This window comes from Oryzisolibacter propanilivorax, from assembly GCF_900103645.1.
In the GTDB taxonomy this organism is placed as follows: domain Bacteria; phylum Pseudomonadota; class Gammaproteobacteria; order Burkholderiales; family Burkholderiaceae_C; genus Melaminivora; species Melaminivora propanilivorax.
Genome location: NZ_FNHP01000003.1, coordinates 359,045 through 381,179, shown reverse-complemented (window position 1 = coordinate 381,179; position 22,135 = coordinate 359,045). Strand labels below are relative to the sequence as shown.

At 70.7% G+C, this 22,135-nt stretch carries 16 protein-coding genes, 1 tRNA gene and 1 pseudogene; 15 read left to right on the top strand and 3 right to left on the bottom strand.

Annotated elements, in window-relative coordinates; genetic code table 11:
- Positions 1-74 precede the first annotated feature (74 nt).
- From ffh to BLQ61_RS07220, 15 genes and pseudogenes are all read left to right on the top strand, one after another.
- Entirely contained in the window at positions 75-1,457 is a 1,383-nt protein-coding gene (ffh, locus tag BLQ61_RS07290; protein ID WP_091568399.1) for a signal recognition particle protein, read from the top strand.
- Between the two features lie 259 nt (positions 1,458-1,716).
- A pseudogene (locus BLQ61_RS07285) lies at positions 1,717-2,301 on the top strand (DUF1415 domain-containing protein); the annotation flags it as partial.
- 143 nt (positions 2,302-2,444) lie between these two features.
- Complete coding sequence (locus BLQ61_RS07280; protein WP_245703890.1) at positions 2,445-3,452, top strand: class I SAM-dependent methyltransferase; 1,008 nt, start codon at positions 2,445-2,447, stop codon at positions 3,450-3,452.
- Between the two features lie 97 nt (positions 3,453-3,549).
- Positions 3,550-4,251, top strand: coding sequence for an REP-associated tyrosine transposase (locus tag BLQ61_RS07275; protein ID WP_091568397.1), 702 nt, complete (start codon positions 3,550-3,552; stop codon positions 4,249-4,251).
- 183 nt (positions 4,252-4,434) lie between these two features.
- The gene (locus BLQ61_RS07270; RefSeq protein ID WP_091568651.1) at positions 4,435-9,225 is read left to right on the top strand and encodes a glutamate synthase-related protein; all 4,791 of its coding nucleotides are present in this window, start codon (positions 4,435-4,437) and stop codon (positions 9,223-9,225) included.
- Positions 9,226-9,276: 51 nt separating this feature from the next.
- Entirely contained in the window at positions 9,277-10,755 is a 1,479-nt protein-coding gene (locus BLQ61_RS07265; protein ID WP_091568394.1) for a glutamate synthase subunit beta, read from the top strand.
- A gap of 140 nt (positions 10,756-10,895) precedes the next feature.
- On the top strand, positions 10,896-11,888 hold the full coding sequence (locus tag BLQ61_RS07260; protein ID WP_091568391.1) for a Bug family tripartite tricarboxylate transporter substrate binding protein: 993 nt from the start codon (positions 10,896-10,898) through the stop codon (positions 11,886-11,888).
- Between the two features lie 128 nt (positions 11,889-12,016).
- Complete coding sequence (locus BLQ61_RS07255; protein WP_091568389.1) at positions 12,017-12,817, top strand: amino acid ABC transporter substrate-binding protein; 801 nt, start codon at positions 12,017-12,019, stop codon at positions 12,815-12,817.
- A gap of 110 nt (positions 12,818-12,927) precedes the next feature.
- Positions 12,928-13,581 (top strand): amino acid ABC transporter permease, encoded by a 654-nt coding sequence (locus BLQ61_RS07250; protein ID WP_091568386.1) that lies wholly within the window; start codon positions 12,928-12,930, stop codon positions 13,579-13,581.
- A complete protein-coding gene (locus BLQ61_RS07245) occupies positions 13,562-14,350 on the top strand; it encodes an amino acid ABC transporter ATP-binding protein (RefSeq protein WP_091568383.1) in 789 nt (262 codons plus the stop codon). The genes BLQ61_RS07250 and BLQ61_RS07245 overlap by 20 nt, the downstream gene beginning before the upstream one ends.
- A gap of 155 nt (positions 14,351-14,505) precedes the next feature.
- Entirely contained in the window at positions 14,506-15,990 is a 1,485-nt protein-coding gene (locus tag BLQ61_RS07240) for a Do family serine endopeptidase (protein ID WP_091568380.1), read from the top strand.
- A 73-nt stretch (positions 15,991-16,063) separates the two neighbouring features.
- Complete coding sequence (locus BLQ61_RS07235; RefSeq protein WP_091568377.1) at positions 16,064-16,732, top strand: response regulator transcription factor; 669 nt, start codon at positions 16,064-16,066, stop codon at positions 16,730-16,732.
- Positions 16,729-18,123 carry an ATP-binding protein gene (locus tag BLQ61_RS07230; protein ID WP_245703889.1) on the top strand — a complete coding sequence of 465 codons (1,395 nt, stop codon included), beginning with the start codon at positions 16,729-16,731 and terminating at the stop codon, positions 18,121-18,123. Before BLQ61_RS07235 ends, BLQ61_RS07230 begins: the two co-directional genes overlap by 4 nt.
- Positions 18,120-19,514 (top strand): phospholipase D-like domain-containing protein, encoded by a 1,395-nt coding sequence (locus tag BLQ61_RS07225; protein WP_091568375.1) that lies wholly within the window; start codon positions 18,120-18,122, stop codon positions 19,512-19,514. Before BLQ61_RS07230 ends, BLQ61_RS07225 begins: the two co-directional genes overlap by 4 nt.
- A 93-nt stretch (positions 19,515-19,607) precedes the next feature.
- Positions 19,608-19,946, top strand: a complete 339-nt coding sequence (locus BLQ61_RS07220) for a hypothetical protein (RefSeq protein ID WP_091568372.1) — start codon at positions 19,608-19,610, stop codon at positions 19,944-19,946.
- A 34-nt stretch (positions 19,947-19,980) separates the two neighbouring features.
- Here BLQ61_RS07220 and BLQ61_RS07215 read toward each other — a convergent pair whose 3' ends face one another.
- The 3 genes from BLQ61_RS07215 to BLQ61_RS07205 all read right to left on the bottom strand — a co-directional run bounded on the left by BLQ61_RS07215 (position 19,981) and on the right by BLQ61_RS07205 (position 22,090).
- Positions 19,981-20,574: a cysteine hydrolase family protein gene (locus BLQ61_RS07215; protein WP_091568369.1), complete on the bottom strand. Its 594-nt coding sequence runs from the start codon at positions 20,572-20,574 to the stop codon at positions 19,981-19,983.
- Between the two features lie 140 nt (positions 20,575-20,714).
- Complete coding sequence (chrA, locus tag BLQ61_RS07210; protein ID WP_091568367.1) at positions 20,715-21,944, bottom strand: chromate efflux transporter; 1,230 nt, start codon at positions 21,942-21,944, stop codon at positions 20,715-20,717.
- A 71-nt stretch (positions 21,945-22,015) separates the two neighbouring features.
- Positions 22,016-22,090: transfer RNA gene (locus tag BLQ61_RS07205), tRNA-Arg, on the bottom strand.
- Positions 22,091-22,135 lie beyond the last annotated feature (45 nt).

Below are 22,135 nucleotides of genomic sequence, written 5' to 3'. Positions count from 1 at the left end.
GCAGTTTAGCCGTCCGCAAGGGGCGGCCCGAGGCGCGCGCCGCGCGCCACACGACGCATCTGGAGCACGCAGCCATGGCCTCCGCCCTCACCGAAAAACTCACCCGTCTCGTCAAGGAAATGCGCGGCCAGGCCCGCATCACCGAAGCCAACGTGCAGGACATGCTGCGCGAAGTGCGCATGGCGCTGCTCGAGGCCGACGTGGCTCTGCCGGTGGTGCGCGACTTCGTCGCCCGCGTCAAGGACAAGGCGCTTGGCCAGGAGGTCATGGGCAGCCTGAAGCCCGGCCAGACCCTGGTGGGCATCGTCAACAAGGAGCTCGCCGCCACCATGGGCGAGGGCGTGGCCGACATCAACCTGGCCGCGCAGCCGCCGGCCGTGATCCTGATGGCCGGCCTGCAGGGCGCGGGCAAGACCACCACCACGGCGAAACTCGCCAAGCACCTGATCGAAAAGCGCAAGAAGAAGGTGCTCACGGTCTCCGGTGACGTGTACCGTCCGGCGGCCATCGAGCAGCTCAAGACGGTGACGAAGCAGGCCGGCGCCGAGTGGTTCCCCAGCACGCCCGACCAGAAGCCCCGCGACATCGCCCTGGCGGCGCTGGATCACGCCCGGCGCCACTATTTCGACGTGCTGCTGGTCGACACCGCCGGCCGCCTGGCCGTCGACGAGGTGCTGATGCAGGAGATCCGCGACCTGCATGCCGCCATCAAGCCCGTGGAGACCCTGTTCGTCGTCGATGCCATGCAGGGCCAGGACGCGGTCAACACCGCACGCGCCTTCAAGGAGGCGCTGCCGCTCACCGGCATCGTGCTGACCAAGCTGGACGGCGACTCGCGCGGTGGCGCGGCGCTGTCGGTGCGACAGATCACCGGCGCGCCGATCAAGTTCGCCGGCGTGTCCGAGAAGATCGACGGGCTGGAGGTGTTCGACGCCGAGCGCCACGCCGGGCGCATCCTGGGCATGGGCGACATCGTGGCGCTGGTCGAGCAGGTCAGCGCCGGGGTGGACATGGAGGCGGCGCAAAAGCTCGCTGCCAAGGTCAAGAGCGGCGATGGGTTCGATTTGAACGACTTCCTGGGGCAGCTGCAGCAGATGAAGCAGATGGGCGGGCTGTCCAGCTTTATGGACAAGCTGCCGAGCGAGCTCTCCGCCAAGGCCGGTCAGGTGGACCTGGACCGCGCCGAGCGCGACGTGCGCAGGAAGGAAGGGATCATCTGCAGCATGACCGCGCTGGAACGCAGGAAGCCCGAGCTCATCAAGGCCACGCGCAAGAAACGCATCGCTGCCGGTGCCGGCGTGCAGGTGCAGGAAGTGAACCGGCTGCTCAAGGAGTTCGAGCAGATGCAGGAGATGATGAAGAAGATGAAGGGCGGCGGCCTGATGAAGATGATGAAGAAGATGGGCGGCATGAAGGGCCTCAAGGGCATGAAGGGCATGCCCGGCCTGCCGTTCTGATGGCGCTTCTTTTTCGATAGCTGACCGCCATTGCTCCATATAGGCTGAAGGCTGTTTTCGTTTGAAATCTGCAGGCCGGGCGGCAGACCAGCCATGCGCCATCGCATGCGGCGTGGACAGGCCTGCGTTCGGTTGCTGGCAGACGCTGCGGTGCACCGGGCAGGCTGTCCCGCACAGGTGGCAGCGGCTGCATGGGGGCAACCGCCGTTTCCTACAATCGCGCCCTTCGCCCGCACCCTCCAGAGCCATGCCCCACACCATGCCCGCAGACGCCGCATCCGGCAGCAACCGTCCTGATGACGACGCCCTCGTCGTGCAGGACATGGTGCGCTGGCTGGAGCGCGCCGTGATCGACCTGAACCTGTGCCCGTTCGCCAAGGGCGTGCACACCAAGGGGCAGATCCACTACGCCGTCAGCCACGCCGACGATGCGCGCGGCCTGCTGGAGGACCTGCGCCGCGAGCTGGAGGCGCTGGCCGAAGCGTCGTCCGAGCGGCGCGACACCACGCTGTTGATGGCGCCGCGGTGCTTTCCCGACTTCCTGGACTTCAACGACTTCCTGGAGTTGGCCGACGAGCTGGTCGAGGCCATGGACCTGGCCGGCATCCTGCAGGTCGCGTCCTTCCATCCCCGGTTCCAGTTCGCCGGCACCGACGTGGAGGACGTGGGCAACTGCACCAACCGTGCGCCGTACCCCACGCTGCACCTGCTGCGCGAGGACAGCATCGACCGCGCGGTCGAGGCGTTCCCCGAGGCGGAAGAGATCTTCGAGCGCAACATCGAAGTGCTGGAGCAGCTGGGACCCGAGGGCTGGAAGGCGCTGGATGTGGGCGCGCGCTGCCCGTTCCATCCCCCTGCGGATGCGCCGACCGGGCAGGACGCTGGATGCGCGCAGGGTGCCGATGCCGAACCTGGCGCCAAAGGCGTGGCCGCCCTGGGCGGCAGGGCCGAGGGCGATGCATCCGTCCCGCCACAGGGCCGGCAGCCATGAGCCGCGCCGCCCGACCCGGTTCCGCCGCCCCGGCGCCGCAACACGGCACCCGTCCGGATGCCGCAGGCACCCCGACCCCGGACCGCCGGCAGGGCCGCGCCGCGCCGCGCCGCGCCGCCGCAGGCAGCGCCAGCGCGTCAGCCGATGCCGCCGTGCTGGCCGAACTGCGCCCGGGCCAGTCCGTCGAGCTGCTGAAAGAGCTGCACATCCTCACGCGCGAGGGCCGGCTGAACCAGGACTCGCGCCGCAAGCTCAAGCAGGTTTACCACCTGTACCAGTTCATCGAGCCGCTGCTGCAGGGCGCCGCGCAGGACGGCCACGCGCCGCTGTTGGCCGACCACGGCGCGGGCAAATCCTACCTGGGCTTCATCCTGTACGACCTGTTTTTCAAGACGCTGGGGCGTGGTGAGATCTATGGCATCGAGTGGCGTGCCGACCTGGTCGAGCGCTCGCGCGCGCTGGCCAATCAACTGGGCTTTGGGCGCATGCAGTTCCTGAACTTGGCCGCCGCCGATGCCGCCAGTGTCGAGGCGGGCCTGCCCGAGCGCTTCGACATCGTCACCGCGCTGCACGCCTGCGACACCGCCACCGACGACGCCATCGCCTTCGGCCTGCACAAGCGCGCCCGGGCCATGGTGCTGGTGCCGTGCTGCCAGGCCGAGGTCGCGGCCTGCCTGCGCCAGACCAAGGCGCTGCAGCTGTCGCGCACCCCGCTGGCCGAGCTGTGGCGCCACCCCATCCACACGCGCGAGCTGGGCAGCCAGCTGACCAACGTGCTGCGCTGCCTGCATCTGGAGGCCAGCGGCTACCAAGTCACCGTGACCGAACTGGTCGGCTGGGAGCACAGCCTGAAGAACGAACTGATCCTGGCGCGCTGGACCGGGCAGAAGAAGCGCAGCGCCGCCGAGCGGCTGGCGGCGATCCTCGACGAGTTCGGGCTGCGCCAGGTGCTGGGGGCGCGCTTCGGCGTGGTTAAAACAGACGGCCTGACTGCAGCTGACTGACATGGGAAACTGACCTTTTATTGGGGTCAGATTCCAATTTCGATTCCAATTTTCTGCCTACCATGGCGGCTTTCCAGCACTGTTGGGGAGCCCTGCCATGGCCCGTCTGCCGCGTCTTACCGTCCCCGGTTTCCCGCACCACATCATCCAGCGCGGCAATAACCGGCAGGCCATCTTCCTGGACACGGCCGACCGCGAATGCATGCTGCAGCTGCTGGCCGAACAGGCGCGCCAATGCAAGGTGGCCGTGCATGCCTATGTGCTGATGAGCAACCACCTGCACCTGCTGGCCACGCCCGAGACCGCCGAGGGCATCCCACTGATGATGCAGGCCGTAGGGCGCAGTTACGTGCGGCAGTTCAACCGGCGCCACCACCGCACCGGCACGCTGTGGGAAGGGCGCTACCGCTCGACCATCGTGCAGACCGAGCGCTACCTGCTGGCCTGCATGGCCTACATCGACCTGAACCCGGTGCGCGCCGGGCTGGTGGTGCGGCCGGCTGACCATCCCTGGTCCAGCCACGCGCATCTGGTGGGGCTGCGCGCCGACCCGCTGGTCACCCCGCACGCGCTGTACTGGGCGCTGGGCAATACGCCCTTCGCGCGCGAGGCGGCCTATGCCGAGCTGGTGCACACCGGCCTGTCGCAGCAGGACCGGCAGGACCTGGGACGCTCAGTGCATGCCGGGTGGGCGCTGGGCCAGCCGGAGTTTATTGCTGCATTGCAACAAAAAACACGACGCCGGATCAGCCAGGGCCGGGCCGGCAGACCCGCCGTGGACATGTCGCATCACCAGTGAAATCGGGACCTAGTCCTCATCCTGTATGGGTCTATTGCTCCTTATTTGATGTGTCCCCGATAAAGCCCCTATAGGCAGCCTGCAGATTTAATTGGAATCTGACCCCAATTAATATGCTTGAACGGCATCAAGTCATGCATTACTCTGCGCTTCCCACAAGTATTGTTTGGCAAGGAAAGCGCCATGACCACGGCTGACGAGATCGCGCATCTGCAACGACACGGCCTGTACGCCCCCGGCAACGAGCACGACGCCTGCGGGCTGGGCTTCGTCGCCCACATCAAGGGCGACAAGCGCCACGACATCGTTACCGGCGCGCTGAAGATCCTGGAAAACCTCGACCACCGCGGTGCCGTGGGCGCGGACAAGCTGATGGGCGACGGCGCCGGCATCCTGATCCAGATCCCGGACCGGCTGTACCGCGAGGAGATGGCCCGCGCCGGGGTGGCGCCAGACGGGTCGGTGGGCGTCGAACTGCCTCCGGCCGGCGAATACGGCGTGGGCATGGTGTTCCTGCCCAAGGAGCACGCTTCGCGCCTGGCCTGCCAGCAGGAGCTGGAGCGCGCCATCCGCGCCGAAGGGCAGCGCTTGCTGGGCTGGCGCGACGTGCCGGTCAACCGCGAGATGCCGATGTCGCCTGCCGTGCGCGACAAGGAGCCCATCCTGCGTCAGGTGTTCATTGGCCGCGGCAGCGACGTGATCGTGCAGGACGCGCTGGAACGCAAGCTGTACGTCATCCGCAAGACCGCCAGCGCCGCCATCCAGGCGCTGGGGCTCAAGCACAGCAAGGAGTACTACGTCCCCAGCATGAGCAGCCGCACCGTGGTCTACAAGGGCCTGCTGCTGGCCGAGCAGGTCGGCGTGTACTTCCTCGACCTGCAGGATGCGCGCTGCGTCTCGGCCATCGGCCTGGTGCACCAGCGCTTTTCCACCAACACCTTCCCCGAGTGGCCGCTGGCGCACCCCTACCGCTACGTGGCGCACAACGGCGAGATCAACACCGTGCGCGGCAACTACCACTGGATGGTGGCGCGCGAGGGCGTGATGGCCTCGCCGGTGCTGGGCCCGGACCTGGCCAAGCTGTACCCCATCAGCTTCGCCGGCCAGAGCGACACCGCCACCTTCGACAACTGCCTGGAGCTGCTGACCATGGCCGGTTACCCGCTGGCGCAGGCGGTGATGATGATGATCCCCGAGCCGTGGGAGCAGCATGAGGCCATGGACGAGCGCCGCCGCGCGTTCTACGAATACCACGCGGCCATGCTCGAGCCCTGGGACGGCCCGGCGTCCATCGTCTTCACCGATGGCCGCCAGATCGGCGCCACGCTGGACCGCAACGGCCTGCGCCCCTCGCGCTACGTGGTGACCGACGACGACCTGGTCATCCTGGCCTCCGAAGCCGGCGTGCTGCCCGTGCCCGACAGCCGCGTGCGCACCAAGTGGCGCCTGCAGCCCGGCAAGATGCTGCTGATCGACCTGGAGCAGGGCCGTCTGATCGAGGACGACGAGCTGAAGGCGAACATCGTCAACACCAAGCCCTACAAGCAGTGGATCGAGAACCTGCGCATCAAGCTCGACAGCATCGCGCTGCCGCTGGCTGATGTCGATGCCGCTGCCGATGCCGCGCCGCGGGAGGCGCTGCCGCTGCTGGAGCGCCAGCAGGCCTTCGGCTTCACGCAGGAGGACATCAAGTTCCTGCTCGCCCCGATGGCGCAGAACGGCGAGGAGGGCGTGGGCTCGATGGGCAACGACAGCCCGCTAGCCGTGCTGTCGGACAAGAACAAGCCCTTGTACAACTACTTCCGGCAGATGTTCGCGCAGGTCACCAACCCGCCCATCGACCCGATCCGCGAGGCCATCGTGATGAGCCTGGTGTCCTTCGTCGGCCCCAAGCCGAACCTGCTGGACATCAACCAGGTCAACCCGCCGATGCGCCTGGAGCTGCAGCAGCCGGTGCTGGATGGCGCCGACATGCAGCGCCTGCGCCAGATCGAGCGCTTCACGCACGGCAAGTTCAAGAGCGCCACCATCGACATCACCTACCCGCTGGACTGGGGCCGCGAGGGCGTGGAGGCGAAACTGGCCTCGCTGTGCGCACAGGCCGTGGACGAGCTGCGCGGTGGCGCCAACATCCTGATCATCAGCGACCGCAACCTGTCGGCCACGCAGGTGGCGATCCCCGCGCTGCTGGCGCTGTCCAGCATCCACCAGCACCTGGTGCGCGCCGGCCTGCGCACCACCACCGGCCTGGTGGTGGAGACCGGCAGCGTGCGCGAGGTGCACCACTTCGCGGTGCTGGCCGGCTACGGCGCCGAGGCGGTGCACCCGTATCTGGCGCTGGAGACGCTGGCCGACATGCACCGCGAGCTGCCGGGCGCGCTGTCCTTCGAGAAGGCCAGCCACAACTACATCAAGGCGGTGGGCAAGGGCCTGGCCAAGATCATGTCCAAGATGGGCGTGTCCACCTACATGAGCTATTGCGGCGCGCAGCTGTTCGAGTGCGTGGGGCTGGACAGCGCCACCGTCGACAAGTACTTCACCGGCACGGCCAGCCGCGTCGAGGGCATCGGCGTGTTCCAGATCGCCGAGGAGGCCATCCGCAACCACCTGGCCGCCTTCGGCGACGACCCGCTGCTGGCGCAGATGCTGGAGGCGGGCGGCGAGTACGCCTGGCGCGCGCGCGGCGAGGAGCACATGTGGACGCCCGACGCCATCGCCAAGCTGCAGCACGCGGCGCGCTCGGGCAACTTCTCCACCTACAAGGAATACGCCCAGCTGATCAACGACCAGAGCCGCCGGCACATGACGCTGCGCGGGCTGTTCGAGTTCAGGTTCGACCCCGCCCGGGCCATCCCGCTCGACCAGGTCGAGCCGGCCAAGGACATCGTCAAGCGCTTCGCCACCGGCGCCATGTCGCTGGGCTCGATCAGCACCGAGGCGCACGCCACGCTGGCCGTGGCCATGAACCGCATCGGCGGCAAGAGCAACACCGGCGAGGGCGGCGAGGATCCGCGCCGCTACCGCAACGAACTGAAGGGCATCCCGATCGCCGCTGGCGAGACGCTGGCCTCGGTCATCGGCGCCGACCGGGTCGCGGCCGACATCCCGCTGCAGGCCGGCGACTCGCTGCGCTCGAAGATCAAGCAGGTGGCCTCGGGGCGCTTCGGCGTCACGGCCGAGTACCTGGCCTCGTCCGACCAGATCCAGATCAAGATGGCGCAAGGCGCCAAGCCCGGCGAGGGCGGCCAGCTGCCCGGCGGCAAGGTGACCGAGTACATCGGCCAGCTGCGCCACAGCGTGCCCGGCGTGGGCCTGATCAGCCCGCCGCCGCACCACGACATCTACTCCATCGAGGACCTGGCCCAGCTGATCCACGACCTGAAGAACGTCGCGCCGCACGCCGACATCTCGGTCAAGCTGGTCTCCGAGGTCGGCGTGGGCACCATCGCCGCGGGCGTGGCCAAGTGCAAGAGCGACCACGTGGTCATCGCCGGGCACGACGGCGGCACCGGCGCCTCGCCCTGGTCGTCCATCAAGCACGCCGGCAGCCCCTGGGAGATCGGCCTGGCCGAGACGCAGCAGACGCTGGTGCTGAACCGCCTGCGCGGGCGCATCCGCGTGCAGGCCGACGGGCAGATGAAGACCGGGCGCGACGTGGTCATCGGCGCGCTGCTGGGCGCCGACGAGTTCGGCTTCGCCACCGCGCCGCTGGTCGCCGAGGGCTGCATCATGATGCGCAAGTGCCACCTGAACACCTGCCCGGTGGGCGTGGCCACGCAGGATCCGGTGCTGCGCGCCAAGTTCACGGGCAAGCCCGAGCACGTGGTGAACTACTTCTTCTTCGTCGCCGAGGAGGTGCGCCAGATCATGGCCCAGCTGGGCGTGCGCACGTTTGACGAGCTCATCGGCCGCACCGAGCTGCTGGACACGCGCCGCGGCGTGTCGCACTGGAAGGCGCGCGGTCTGGACTTCTCGCGCCTGTTCGCCCAGGTGCCGGCGGCGCCCGAGGTGGCGCGGCGCCACGTCGAACACCAAGACCACGGCCTGGGCCGCACACTGGACGTCAAGCTGATCGAGCGCTGCCAGCCGGCGATCCAGCAGGCCGAGGGCGTGCGCATCATGGAGACGGTGCGCAACGTCAACCGCTCGGTCGGCGCCATGCTCTCGGGCGCGGTGACGCGCGCGCACCCGCAGGGCCTGCCCGACGACACCATTCGCATCCACTTCGAGGGCACGGGCGGGCAGTCCTTCGGCGCCTTCCTGTGCGCCGGCATCACGCTGAACCTGACCGGCGAGGCCAACGACTACACCGGCAAGGGCCTGTCGGGCGGGCGCGTCATCGTACGGCCCAGCCACGAGTTCCGCGGCGAGGCGGCGGCCAACACCATCGTCGGCAACACGGTGATGTTCGGTGCCACCAGCGGCGAGGCGTTCTTCGCCGGCGTCGCCGGCGAGCGCTTCGCGGTACGTCTGTCGGGCGCTGTCGCCGTGGTCGAGGGCGTGGGCGACCACGGCTGCGAGTACATGACCGGCGGCACCGTGGTGGTGCTGGGGCGCACCGGGCGCAACTTCGCCGCCGGCATGAGCGGCGGCGTGGCCTATGTCTACGACGAGGACGGGCAGTTCGAGACGCGCTGCAACCGCGCCATGGTGCAGCTCGAGCGCATCCAGCCCGCCGACGAGCAGCGCGCCGGCGCGCCGCAAGGCCACTGGCACCGCGGCCGCACCGACGAAGAGCAGCTCAAGGATCTGCTGGAGCAGCACAGCCGCTGGACCGGCAGCCGCCGCGCGCGCGCGCTGCTGGACCACTGGGCCGCCGCGCGCAGCCGCTTCGTCAAGGTGCTGCCCAACGAGTACAAGCGCGCCCTGGCCGAGATGCACGAGCGACAACTGCTCGAAGACGGCGCCACCCCTGCGGCGGCAGTGCCTGAAATGCAAGCGCCGGCAGCGGCGACCGCGGCGGTCGCAGCCTGAGGCACCGCGCCGTCCCTCCTACCCAAGCCCCACACCGCCAGGACACACACCATGGGAAAGACCACCGGCTTTCTGGAATACGCGCGCATCGAGGAGGGCCACGCCCCGGTCGCCGAGCGCGTCAGGCACTACCGCGAGTTCGTCATCGCGCTGGACGACGGCCAGGCGCAGGTGCAGGCGGCGCGCTGCATGGACTGCGGCACGCCGTTTTGCAACAGCGGCTGTCCGGTGAACAACATCATCCCGGACTTCAATGACCTGGTGTACCGCCAGGACTGGGCCAGCGCCATTGCAGTGCTGCACAGCACCAACAACTTCCCCGAGTTCACCGGGCGCATCTGCCCGGCGCCGTGCGAGGCCGCCTGCACGCTGAACCTGCAGGACGCGCCGGTCGGCATCAAGAGCATCGAGCACGCCATCATCGACCGTGCCTGGGACGAAGGCTGGGTGCAGCCGCAGCCGGCCGCACGCAAAAGCGGCAAGCGCGTAGCGGTGGTCGGCTCGGGGCCGGCGGGGCTGGCGGCGGCGCAGCAGCTGGCGCGCGCCGGGCACGCGGTGACGGTGTTCGAGAAGAACGAGCAGGTCGGCGGCCTGCTGCGCTACGGCATCCCTGACTTCAAGCTGGACAAGGGCCACATCGACCGGCGCGTGGCGCAGCTGCAGGCAGAGGGCGTGGTGTTGCGCACCGGCGTGCTGGTGGCCGACGCCCAGGCCGGCCTGGGCGCGGACAGCCGCGTCACCAACGGCGCGCGCGAGACGCTGGCGCCTGCGCAGCTGGCCGCCGACTTCGACGCCGTGCTGCTGGCCGGCGGCGCCGAGGTCTCGCGCGACCTGCCGGTGCCGGGGCGCGAGTTGAAGGGCGTGCACTTCGCAATGGAATTCCTGCCGCAGCAGAACCACGCCAACGCCGGGCGCAAGCCCAAGGGCCAGATTCTGGCCACCGACAAGCACGTCATCGTGATCGGCGGCGGCGACACCGGCAGCGACTGCGTCGGCACAAGCCGGCGCCAGGGCGCTGCCAGCGTCACCCAGTTCGAGCTGCTGGCGCGCCCGCCCGAGGTCGAGGACAAGCCGCTGGTGTGGCCCTACTGGCCGCTCAAGCTGCGCACCAGCTCCAGCCACGAAGAAGGCTGCGAGCGCGAGTTCGCCATCGCCACCAAGGCCTTTACCGGCGAGCGCGGCCGCGTCACCGGCGTGCAGACGGTGCGTGTGCAATGGCAGGACGGGCGCATGCAGGAAGTGCCCGGCAGCGAGCAGACGCTGCGCGCTGACCTGGTGCTGCTGGCCATGGGCTTCACCGGCCCGGTGCCGGCGGTGCTGCAGGCCTTTGGCGTCGAGCCCGACACACGCAGCAACGCCCGCGCCGGCACGGATGCCGCGGGCGGCTACGCGACCAGCGTGCCCAAGGTGTTCGCCGCGGGCGACATGCGCCGCGGCCAGTCGCTGGTGGTCTGGGCCATCCGCGAGGGGCGCCAGGCGGCGCACGCCATCGACGCCTTCCTGATGGGCCGCTCGGACCTGCCGCGCTGAAAGGGTCCCTGGCGGGACAGGCGCTGCGGGAAATCCCCGGCCGCGCCGCCGAAGCAGCGGCCTACAGTGGGTTTTTTCACCACCGCCGACCGCCGGGCGTCCTGGACGCGCGGCGGTCGGCCGTTGCAGGAGACCCGTCGATGTCCGCTCGCCTTTTCTCTTTCTCGCGTCGCCTGCTGGTGCAGGCGGCGGCCGGTAGCTTGGCCTTGTGCACCCTGGGCGCGCACGCGCAGGAGGCCTATCCCGCCAAGCCGGTGCGGGTAGTGGTGGGGTTCTCCGCCGGCGGCACCACCGACGTGGTCGCGCGCCTGATGGCGCAGGAGCTGACCGAGGCGCTGGGCCAGGCCTTCGTCGTGGACAACCGGCCCGGCGGCGGCAGCAACATCGCCACCGACCTGGTGCGCCAGGCCGCGCCGGACGGCTACACGCTGCTGTTCGTGGCGGTGACCAGCGCCATCAATCAGACGCTGTACCCCAACGTCAAGTTCGACCTGACGCGCGACTTCGAGGCCGTGGCGCTGGGCGCCAAGGTGCCCAACATCCTGGTCGTGCATCCCAGCGTGCCGGTCAAGACCGTGCCCGAACTGGTGGAGTGGGCGCGCACGCACAACGACTCGGCGGCTTACGCCTCGTCGGGCAGCGGCACCTCGATCCACATGGCGGGCGAGCTGTTCAAGGTGCGCACCGGCCTGAAGACCCAGCACATCCCTTACAAGGGCAGTGCCCCCGCCATGACCGACCTGATCGGCGGACAGGTGCAGTTCATGTTCGACAACATGCCCTCGGCCTGGCCGCACGTGCAGGCCGGCAAGCTGCGCGCGCTGGCGGTGACCACGCGCAAGCGTTCGCCCTCGGCACCCGACGTGCCGACGATGGAGGAAAGCGGGATCGCGCCGTTCGACGTGACGTCGTGGTTCGGCATGCTGGCGCCCAAGGGCACTCCGCCGGAGGTGGTGGCCCGGCTGAACAAGGTCATGAACGCCGCCTTCGACAAGCCCCACATCCAGCAGGCCTATGCCAAGCTGGGCGCGATGGCGGAAAAGAACAGCCCGCAGGACTTCGCGCGCTTCATCGACTCCGAGGTGAAGAACTGGGCGCCGGTGGTCAAGGCCTCAGGGGCGCGGGTGGATTGAGCGGCTGTCCGTCCGGCCGGGCGGCTTGCCCGGCGCCGGGGCAAAGATGGGACAATTGCGGGTTTTCCCAGGCGCTGCCGCTTTGCTGCCAGCGCCTTTCCTTCACCCCAACCCATCTCTTGCATCCCATGAAGAAGTTTGCCGCCGTCGCCCTGCTGACCCTCGGAGCCGTGCTCGCTGGTTGCTCCAAGCAGGAGAGCGCCACGCCCGCCGCCGCACCCGAGCCCACGCCCGCCGCCGTGACCAAAATCGTCGTCGGCCTGGACGACAACTTCCCGCCCATGGGTTTCCGTGACGACAAGAACCAGCTGGTCGGCTTCGACATCGACATGGCCAAGGAAGCCGCCAAGCGCCTGGGTCTGGAGGTCGAGTTCAAGCCCATCGACTGGAGCGCCAAGGAGGCCGAGCTGTCCGGCAAGCGCGTGGACGCGCTGTGGAACGGCCTGACCATCACCGAGGAGCGCAAGCAGAACATCGCTTTCACCGCGCCCTACATGGAAAACCACCAGATCATCGTGGTGCCGGCGGGCTCGGCCATCAAGACCAAGGCCGACCTGGCCGGCAAGGTGGTCGGCGCCCAGGAAGGCTCCAGCGCCGTGGACGCCATCAAGAAGGAAGACGCCGTGTTCCAGTCCTTCAAGGAACTCAAGACTTTCGGCGACAACGTGACCGCGCTGATGGACCTGTCCACCGGCCGCCTGGAGGCGGTGGTGGTTGACGAGGTGGTGGGCCGCTACTACGTCGCCAAGAAGCCCGACCAGTACGCCGTATTGGAGGAGAACTTCGGCACCGAGGAGTACGGCGTGGGCCTGCGCAAGGACGACACCGAGCTGCACGCCAAGCTGGACAAGGCCCTGGGCGAGATGAAGCAGGACGGCGCCGCCGCGAATATCGCCGAGCAGTGGTTCGGCAAGAACATCATCAAATAACCGCCCGACAGGGCGAGCTGGCTTTGGCTCCCTCTCCCTCTGGGAGAGGGCAGGGGTGAGGGCCGGCAACACCTGCCTCCCCGCCGCGCCCCTTCCACCCCGCCTTCCGCATGGACTACGTTCTCTCCCTTCTCCCGCCGCTGGCGCAGGGCGCGGCTGTCACGCTCAAGCTGTTCGCCATCACCCTGGTGCTGGCGGTGCCGCTGGGGCTGGTGCTGGCGCTGGCGCGGCTGTCGGCGTTCAAACCGCTGTCGGCGGCGGTGAACGGCTACATCTGGCTGATGCGCGGTACGCCGCTGATGCTGCAGATGCTGTTCATCTACTTCGCGCTGCCGTTCGTGCCGGTGATCGGCGTGCGGCTGCCGGACTTTCCGGCCGCCGTGGCGGCGTTCGCGCTGAACTACGCGGCGTACTTCGCCGAGATCTTCCGCGCGGGGATCCAGTCGGTGGACCGCGGCCAGTACGAGGCCGCCAAGGTGCTGGGCATGGGTTACCCGCAGACCATGCGCCGCATCGTGCTGCCGCAGATGGTGCGCACCATCTTGCCGCCGATGAGCAACGAGACCATCACCCTGGTCAAGGACACCTCGCTGATCTACGTGCTGGCGCTCAACGACCTGCTGCGCGCCGCACGCGGCATCGTGCAGCGCGACTTCACCACCACCCCGTTCATCGTCGCCGCCGCGTTCTATCTCCTGATGACGCTGCTGCTGACCTGGCTCTTCCAGCGCTTGGAGCAACGCCATGCCAAGTTCGACCAGTGAGGGCGGCGCCGTGCCGATGATCGAGGCGCTGGGCGTGAAAAAGCGCTTCGGCAGTCACGAGGTGCTGCGCGGCATCTCGCTGTCGGTGGCGCGCGGCGAAGTGGTGGCGCTGATCGGGCCGTCGGGCTCGGGCAAGAGCACCTTCCTGCGCTGCCTGAACCACCTGGAGACCATCGACGGCGGCAGCGTGTCGATCGCTGGGGAACCCATGGCGCGCACCGACGAGTCCGGCCGCTGCGTCTACGTGCCCGACCCGCAGCTGCGCCGCATCTGCGCGCGCACCGGCATGGTGTTCCAGCACTTCAACCTGTTCCCGCACCTCACGGTGCTGCAGAACCTGATCGAGGCGCCGATGGTGGTGCAGGGGCTGCCCCGCGATGCGGCCATCGCCCGCGCCGACGAGTTGCTGGCCAAGGTCGGCCTGACACAGAAGCGCGACAACTACCCCGCGCGCCTGTCCGGTGGGCAGAAGCAGCGCGTGGCCATCGCCCGCGCGCTGGCGATGCAGCCCGACGTGATGCTGTTCGACGAGCCCACCAGCGCGCTCGACCCCGAGCTGACCGGCGAGGTGCTGCGTACCATGCGCGAGCTGGCCGACGGGCGCATGACCATGCTGGTGGTCACGCACGAGATGGGCTTCGCGCGCGAGGTCGCCCACACGGTGGCCTTCATGGACCAGGGCGAGCTGATCGCCGCCCGCCCGGCGCGCGAGTTCTTCGCCGACCCGGGCAACGCCCGTGCCCAGGCGTTCCTGAACCACATGCTGTAGCAGTTTCAAGGAAAAAAGCCCCGTAGCCCATATGCATCATGGGCCTGCAGCTATAGAAATCATAGTAATGGTGTCCTAAGACTGGCTTAAGCCTGCGCGCGCACACTGCCTGCACCGCTGCCCTGGAGCAGCTCTTCCTTCACACGAGGCAGGCCATGCACACCTTACTTTCCACCCCCCGCAGGCTCATCCTGGCCCTGGTGGCCGCCGGCGCCCTGGGCGCTACCGGCGCCGGGCTGGTCACCCAGCGCCAAGCGCACGCCCTAGGCGCACCGGCCATCGCCGCGCCGGCAGCCGTCACCCCCGCCGCGCTGCCCAGCTTTGCCCAGATCACTGCCGAGAACGGACCGGCCGTGGTCAACATCAGCGTCAGCGGCACGCGCCGTACGGCGCTGGCCGATGAGGGCGACGACGACAGCGGCGCCAGCGACAACCCGATGCAGGACTTCCTGCGCCAGTTCGGCATGGTGCCCCCGGGCCTGTCTGCCGCGCCGCGCGACATGCCGGTGCGCGGCCAGGGCTCGGGCTTCATCGTCAGCCCCGATGGCGTGGTGCTGACCAACGCCCACGTGGTGCAGGGCGCCGACGAGGTTACCGTCAAGCTGACCGACCGGCGCGAGTTCCGCGCCAAGGTGCTGGGCAGCGACCGGGCGACCGACATCGCGGTGCTGAAGATCGACGCCCACGACCTGCCCACCGTGCGCCTGGGCAGCACCCAGGCGCTGGCCGTGGGCGACTGGGTGCTGGCCATCGGCTCGCCCTTCGGCTTCGAGAACAGCGTCACCGCCGGCGTGGTCAGCGCCAAGGGCCGGGCGCTGCCCGACGACAGCGCCGTGCCTTTCATCCAGACCGACGTGGCCGTGAACCCCGGCAACTCGGGCGGGCCGCTGTTCAACGCGCGCGGCGAGGTGGTCGGCATCAACTCGCAGATCTACAGCCGCTCGGGCGGCTACCAAGGCGTGTCGTTCGCCATCCCCATCGAGGTGGCGCAGCGCGTGCGCCAGCAGATCCAGGCCACCGGCCATGCCAGCCATGCGCGCCTGGGCGTGACGGTGCAGGAGGTGAACCAGGCGCTGGCCGATTCCTTCGGGCTGGACCGCCCGCAGGGCGCGCTGGTGGCCGAAGTGCAGCCGGGCAGCCCGGCGGCGCGCGCGGGTCTCAAGAGCGGCGACGTGATCCGCAGTGTCGATGGGCACGCCATCGTCGGCTCGGGCGATCTGCCGGCGCGCATCACCGAGTCGTCGCCCGGTGCGCAGGTGCGCCTGCAGGTCTGGCGCAAGGGCCGCAGCCAGGAGCTGGTCGCCACGCTGGGCGACGCCGCCGACGCACGCCACGCCGCCAAGGCCGATGCCGGGGGCGCCAGCGCGCCCGCGCAGGGCCGGCTGGGCCTGGCGCTGCGCCCGCTGGCGCCGGACGAGCAGCGCCAGGCCGGCGTCGAGGGCGGGTTGCTGGTCGAGCAGGCCGGGGGTGCCGCGGCGCGTGCCGGCGTGCAGCCGGGCGACGTGCTGCTGGCCCTGAACGGCACGCCGGCGCAGGGCATCGCGCAGCTGCGCGAGCAGCTGGCGCACGCCGGCAAGTCGGTGGCGCTGCTGGTGCTGCGGGGTAGCCACCGCATCTTCGTGCCGGTGCGCCTGGGCTGACTGCCGCGCCCGAGGCGCTGCGGCTATGCTCAGGCCGCATGTTCTCCCCTACCTGCCCATTGACGAGGCCGTGATGCGGCTGCTGCTGGTCGAAGACGACGCCATGATCGGCGAAGCCGTCCAGGAGCTGCTGCGCCTGGAGCACCACGCGGTGGACTGGGTGCGCGACGGCCTGCAGGCCGATGCCGCGCTGCGCGCCCAGGGCTACGACTTGGTACTGCTCGACCTGGGCCTGCCCGGGCGCGACGGCCTGGACGTGCTGCGCGCCCTGCGCGCGCGGCGCGACCGCACGCCGGTGCTGATCGCCACCGCGCGCGACGCCGTCGCCCAGCGCGTGCAGGGCCTGGACGCCGGCGCCGATGACTACCTTCTCAAGCCCTACGACCTGGACGAATTGCAGGCGCGCATCCGCGCCCTGGCGCGCCGCGCCGGCGCCCAGGCCGACGCGGCGTACGTGCATGGCGACGTGCAGATCCACCCGGCCACGCGCGAAGCCAGCGTGCGCGGCCAGCCGGTGCTGCTGTCGGCGCGCGAATGGGCGGTGCTGGAGCCGCTGCTGGCGCGCCCTGGCGCGGTGCTGTCGCGCGCGCAGCTCGAGGACAAGCTCTACGGCTGGGGCGAGGAGATCAGCAGCAACGCCGTCGAGGTCTACATCCATGGCCTGCGCAAGAAGCTGGGCGCGGGCTGCATCGTCACCGTGCGAGGCGTCGGCTACATGCTGCCGCGCCCGCAGGCCGCGTGAAGCGCCGCACCGCTTTGGGGCTGGCGCGCTGGCGCCCGCGCTCGCTGCGCGCGCGGCTGCTGCTGTCGCTGCTGGTGGCCATCGCCCTAGGCGTGCTGCTGCAGGCCACGCTGGCCTGGCGCGCCGCGCTGGCCGAGGCCGATGCGCTGTTCGACCGCCAGATGCAGCAGACCGCGCAGGCACTGCGCCCGGGGCTGCCCGGCTGGGGCGCGGGCGATTACCCCGGCCCGCTGGTGCCGGGCCAGGAAAGCCACGAGTTCGTGCTGCAGATCTGGAGCGCCGACGGCGTGCGCGTGTTCGAGTCCAACATCGGCCTGGGCCTGCCGCAGCGCGCGGTGCTGGGTTTCGCCAATGTCGAGGCCGGCGGCACCACCTACCGCGTGCTGTCGGTGCAGACGCCGCTGCAGGTCATCCAGGTGGCGCAGGACCTGGCCGTGCGCCGCGCGCTGGCACGCCAGCTGGCGCTGCGCACCGCCTGGCCCATCGTGCTGCTGGCGCCGCTGCTGGCGCTGGCCGCCTGGTGGGCGGTGGGTGGCGCGCTGGCGCCGCTGGAGCGCGTGCGCCGCCAGGTGGCGCAGCGGCGCGCCGACGACCTGGCGCCGGTGGACGCGCCCGGCCTGCCGGCCGAGGTGCGCCCGCTGCTGGACGAGCTGAACCTGTTGCTGGCGCGCCTGCAGCAGGCGTTCGACGCGCAGCAGCACTTCGTGGCCGACGCCGCGCACGAGCTGCGCTCGCCCCTGGCGGCGCTGAAACTGCAGGCGCAGGCCCTGGCGCGCGCGCCGGACGCCACCGCGCGCGCGCGTGCCGCCGAGCGCCTGGGCGCCGGCATCGACCGTGCCACGCGCCTAGTCGAGCAGCTGCTGGCGCTGGCACGCCAGGAGGCGCAGGCGGCCGGCGGTGCTTGGCAGACGCTGGTGCTGGCTGACCTGGTGCGGCAGGCGCTGGCCGATGCCGCACCCGCCGCGCATGCGCGCGGCATCGACTTGGGCCTGCTGCCGCCCGATCCACAGGCGCTGCAGGCACGCGTGCGCGGCCAAGGCGAGGCGCTGGCCATCCTGCTACGCAACCTGCTGGACAACGCCATCAATTACACGCCCGCGGGCGGCCGCGTGGACGTGGCGCTGCAGCTGGGTAGCGACCAACTGGTGCTAACCGTGGACGATAGCGGCCCCGGCATCGTCCCGCCCGAGCGCGCGCGCGTGCTGCGGCGCTTTCACCGCGGCACATCCGAGCAGGCGGCCACCGGTAGCGGCCTGGGACTGGCGATCGCCGAGGCCATCGCGCGCCTGCACGGCACGGCGCTGCAGCTGCAGGACGCGCCCACCCTGGGCGGGCTGCGCGTGCGCCTGGCGCTGGCGTGCCTGCCCGGGGACGGCGGGGCGGCCGCATGATCCGCATCGCGCTGCTGTCCGGCCTGGGCCACACCATCGTGGTGGTGCTGGGGCTGCTGATCTACGTGCTGGGCACGCGCATCAACCACCAGCGGCGCCACCCGTCGGCGGCGCTGGGCTGGGTGTTGGGCATGGTCACGCTGCCCTACCTGACGCTGCCGCTGTTCCTGCTGTTCGGCGTGCGCAAGTTCGCCCGGCCGGGCCGGCGCCACCACTGGCAGGCGCCGCCGCCGCAGCTGCCCGGCCCGCCCTGGGCAGCGCAGCTGCTGGCCGGCATGGAGGTGGCGCCCGCCGTGCGCAACCGGCGCATCGTGCTGCACCAAGGCGGCGCCGAGGCGCTGGCCGGCCTGCTGGCCACCATCGACGCGGCGCAGCACCAGCTGGACGTCGGCACCTACGTCTTCGCGCACGACGATGTCGGCCGCCAGGTGGCGCGCGCGCTGCTGCAGGCGGTGCGGCGCGGCGTGGCCGTGCGCCTGCTGGTGGACGCGGTGGGCAGCCTGACCACGCCCTGGGGCCTGCTGCGCGGCCTGGCGCGCGAAGGCGTGCAGGTGCGCCGCTTCATGCCGCTGCTGCACAACCCGCTGCGCGGACACAGCAACCTGCGCAACCACCGCAAGCTGGTGGTGGCCGACGGCGCGCGGCTGTGGAGCGGCGGGCGCAACCTGGCGTGCGAATACTTCCTGGACCGGCCCGGGCGCCCGGCCTGGGTGGACCTGAGCTTCGAGATCCACGGCCCGCTGGCGCAGCACGCGCACATCCAGTTCGGCACCGATTGGCGCATCTCGCAGGGTCGCACGCTGCGGCGCATGCGCCGCGCGCCGCACATGCCGCTGCTGGCCGGCCCGCCGCACGGCGCGCTGGCGCAGTGGATCGCCAGCGGGCCGGACCATGCCGACGACACGGTGCACGCGCTGCTGATGGCCGGCGCCTTCCATGCCCGCACGCGCATCGTCGCCGTGACACCGTACTTCGTGCCCGACGATGCGTTGCTGGATGCCTGGTGCCTGGCCTGCCGGCGCGGTGTGCAGGTCAGCGTGCTGGTGCCGGCGCGCTCCAACCACCGCCTGGCCGACATCGCGCGCGAACGCGCGCTGCGCCAGCTGGTGGCCGCCGGCGCGCGCGTGTGGCTCTCGCCGGCGATGCTGCACGCCAAGGCGGTGCTGATTGACGACGACCTGGCGCTGGCCGGCTCGGTCAACTTGGACGCGCGCAGCCTGTTCCTGAACTACGAGGCCATGACCGCCTTCTACGGCCCGGACGAGGTGCGCTGGCTGTCCGAATGGTGCGCGGCGCTCGTCACCCAGGCCCGGCCGCACGACGGGCATGCCCCGTCGCTGGCGCGCGATCTGGTCGAAGGCGTGGTGCGGGCGCTGGGCTTCCAGCTGTAGGCTGGCTCAAGCCCGGTGCGGTGGCCTACAGGGGCGCGCAAGGCGTTTTTGCACCATCCATGCCTTCCTCCAGGACCGTGAAAGGCCCGTGCCATGAACCCGACCCATCCGACTAGGCCCGACCCGGCCACGCGCTCGCCCACCGTGCGCGACGAAAAGCGCGCCATGCGCATCATCGCCGTCCTGCTGGCGGTGGTGGTGCTGGCGGTGATCGCCTTCAACCTGATGGCGCCCAAGGACCGGCTGCGCGCACCCGACGAGGGCGCTGCTCCGGCAGCCACGGCGCAGCAGCAGCCGGCCACCACCGCGCCGGGCGACGGCAGCGTGCAGCGCAGTGCGCCCGAGCGCGGCGATACCCCCACGCCGCAGGACCGCGCCGCCGTCGGCGCACCGGCCGGCGGCGCCCTGCCCACGGGGCAGGACGCACGCTGACGCGCGGGCCGAGCGTGGCACCCCAGGCGCCGCGTCAGCGGCTGGCGCGGGCGCGAAACGCCGCGCGTACCGAGCAGTCGAACGGCCCGCCCAGCTGGCGCACTGCCAGGTCGTAGCGCTCGGGCGTTTCCGCGGCGATGCAGTCGCGCGGCACCCACACGTCGTAGCCCAGCATGCGCGCGTCGGTCGCCGACAGCATCACGCACATGTCGGCCGCCCAGCCGGCGATGACCAGCCGACGCGTGTGCATCTGCGTCAGCAGGTGGCGCAGCGGCGTGGAATGGAAGGCCGAGTGCTGGGGCTTGAGGATCACCAGGTCGTCCGGCGTGGGCGTCAGCAGCCGGGCGATGGCGCCGCGCTCGCCGGGCTGCGTCTGGCAGGCGGCCAGAATGTCGCGGAACTCGCTGTGCCAAGTGCCGTAGTTGTCGTTGGCGTAGACCACCACCGTGCCCTGCGCCGCCAGCTTCTTCTTCAGACGCGCCACGCGCTGCGCGGCCTCCCAGGCGTGGGGCAGCAGGTCGTCCGCGGCGGGGAAATCCATCGGGTTGATGACATCCACCAGCAGCAGCACCTGTTCGCTGCGGGGCAGCGGGGCGCTGCGCAGGGCCTGGAGGCGGTCGTGGGGCATGGGCAGGGGCTCTCGGTCATGGACGCTGCAACGGCAGCGGATGCGCCAAGGTAAACAGCCGCATGCGCCGGCGGTGTAGGAGCGTTCCGTATCAGGTGGGCACCAGGCCTGTGCCTATGCCCGCCGGGGCCAGCGCAGCTTCAAGCCAGCGCCGCCAGCAGCCAGCAGCCCGCTCCGCTGGCCAGCACCACCAGCCACGGCGGCCAGCGCCCCAGCATGAGCGCGGCCAGGGCCAGCAGCACCAGCAGCGCGTCGGCCGGGCTGTGCACGGTGCCGGTCCAGACCGGATGGCAAAGTGCCGCCAGCAGCAGCCCCACCACCCCGGCGTTGACGCCGGCCAGCACGCCCTGCCAGCCGGCGCGCGTGCGCAGGCGCTGCCACAGCGGCAGGGCGCCCCGCAGCAGCAGGGCGCCGGGCAGAAACACCGCCAGCAGCGCCAGTGCCGCGCCCGCCCAGCCAGACGGGCCATGGCGCATCACCGCGCCCAGGAAGGCGGCGAAGGTGAAGAGCGGGCCGGGCACGGCCTGCGCCGCGCCGTAGCCGGCCAGGAAGGTATCGCGGTCGATCCAGCCGCTGGCCACCACCTCGGCCTGCAGCAGCGGCAGCACGACGTGACCGCCGCCAAACACCAGCGCGCCGGCGCGGTAGAAGGCATCCGCCACCTGCAGCGCCGGCGCCGGCCACAGCGCCGCCAGGGCCGGCAGGCCCAGCAGCAGCGCGACAAATGACCCGAGCCAGAACCAGGCAGCGCCGCCCGGCATGGGGGCATCGGGCGCCATGGGCAGCGGCCCGCCCAAGGGGCGCAGCAGGGCGCGGCCCACGGCGGCGGCCAGCAGCAGCACGCCGGCCTGGCCCCACGGCCCGGGCACCAGCAGGACCAGGGCGGCGCAGGCGGCCATCAGCAGGCGCCGCGGCGCGTCCGGGCACAGCCGGCGCGCCAGCTGCCACACCGCCTGCGCCACCACGGCCACTGCCACCACCTTCAGGCCCTGCAGCACGCCGGGCGGCAGCGCCGCGCCGTGGCGCTGCAGGCCCAGGGCAAAAGCCGCCAGGGCCAGGGCCGAGGGCAGGGTAAAGCCGGCCCAGGCCGCCAGCAGGCCGGCGTGGCCGGCGCGCTGCAGGCCGAGCGCCATGCCCACCTGGCTGCTGGCCGGGCCCGGCAGCACCTGGCACAGGGCTACCAGGTCGGCATAGGCGGTGTCGGACAGCCAGCGCCGGCGCAGCACGAATTCGTGGTGGAAGTAGCCCAGGTGGGCGGTGGGCCCGCCGAACGAGGTCAGCCCCAGGCGCAGGAAGATCCAGAACACCGCCCAGGCGCTGCCAGATGAGCGGGGCGACGGCGGGGCGTCGGGCGTGTCCGGCAGGGGCATGCGGCGTGGGGCAGGGCCGTGGCCGTGCGGCAGGGCGGGCGGTGCGGCCCGCCAGCGCGTGGGCAAGAGAGTGGTCCCCCCGACAGGAATCGAACCTGTATCTGGCGCTTAGGAGGCGCCCGTTCTATCCATTGAACTACGGGGAGCGGAAAAGCCCGCGATTGTAAGCGCCCGCCGCCGCCCCGGCAGGC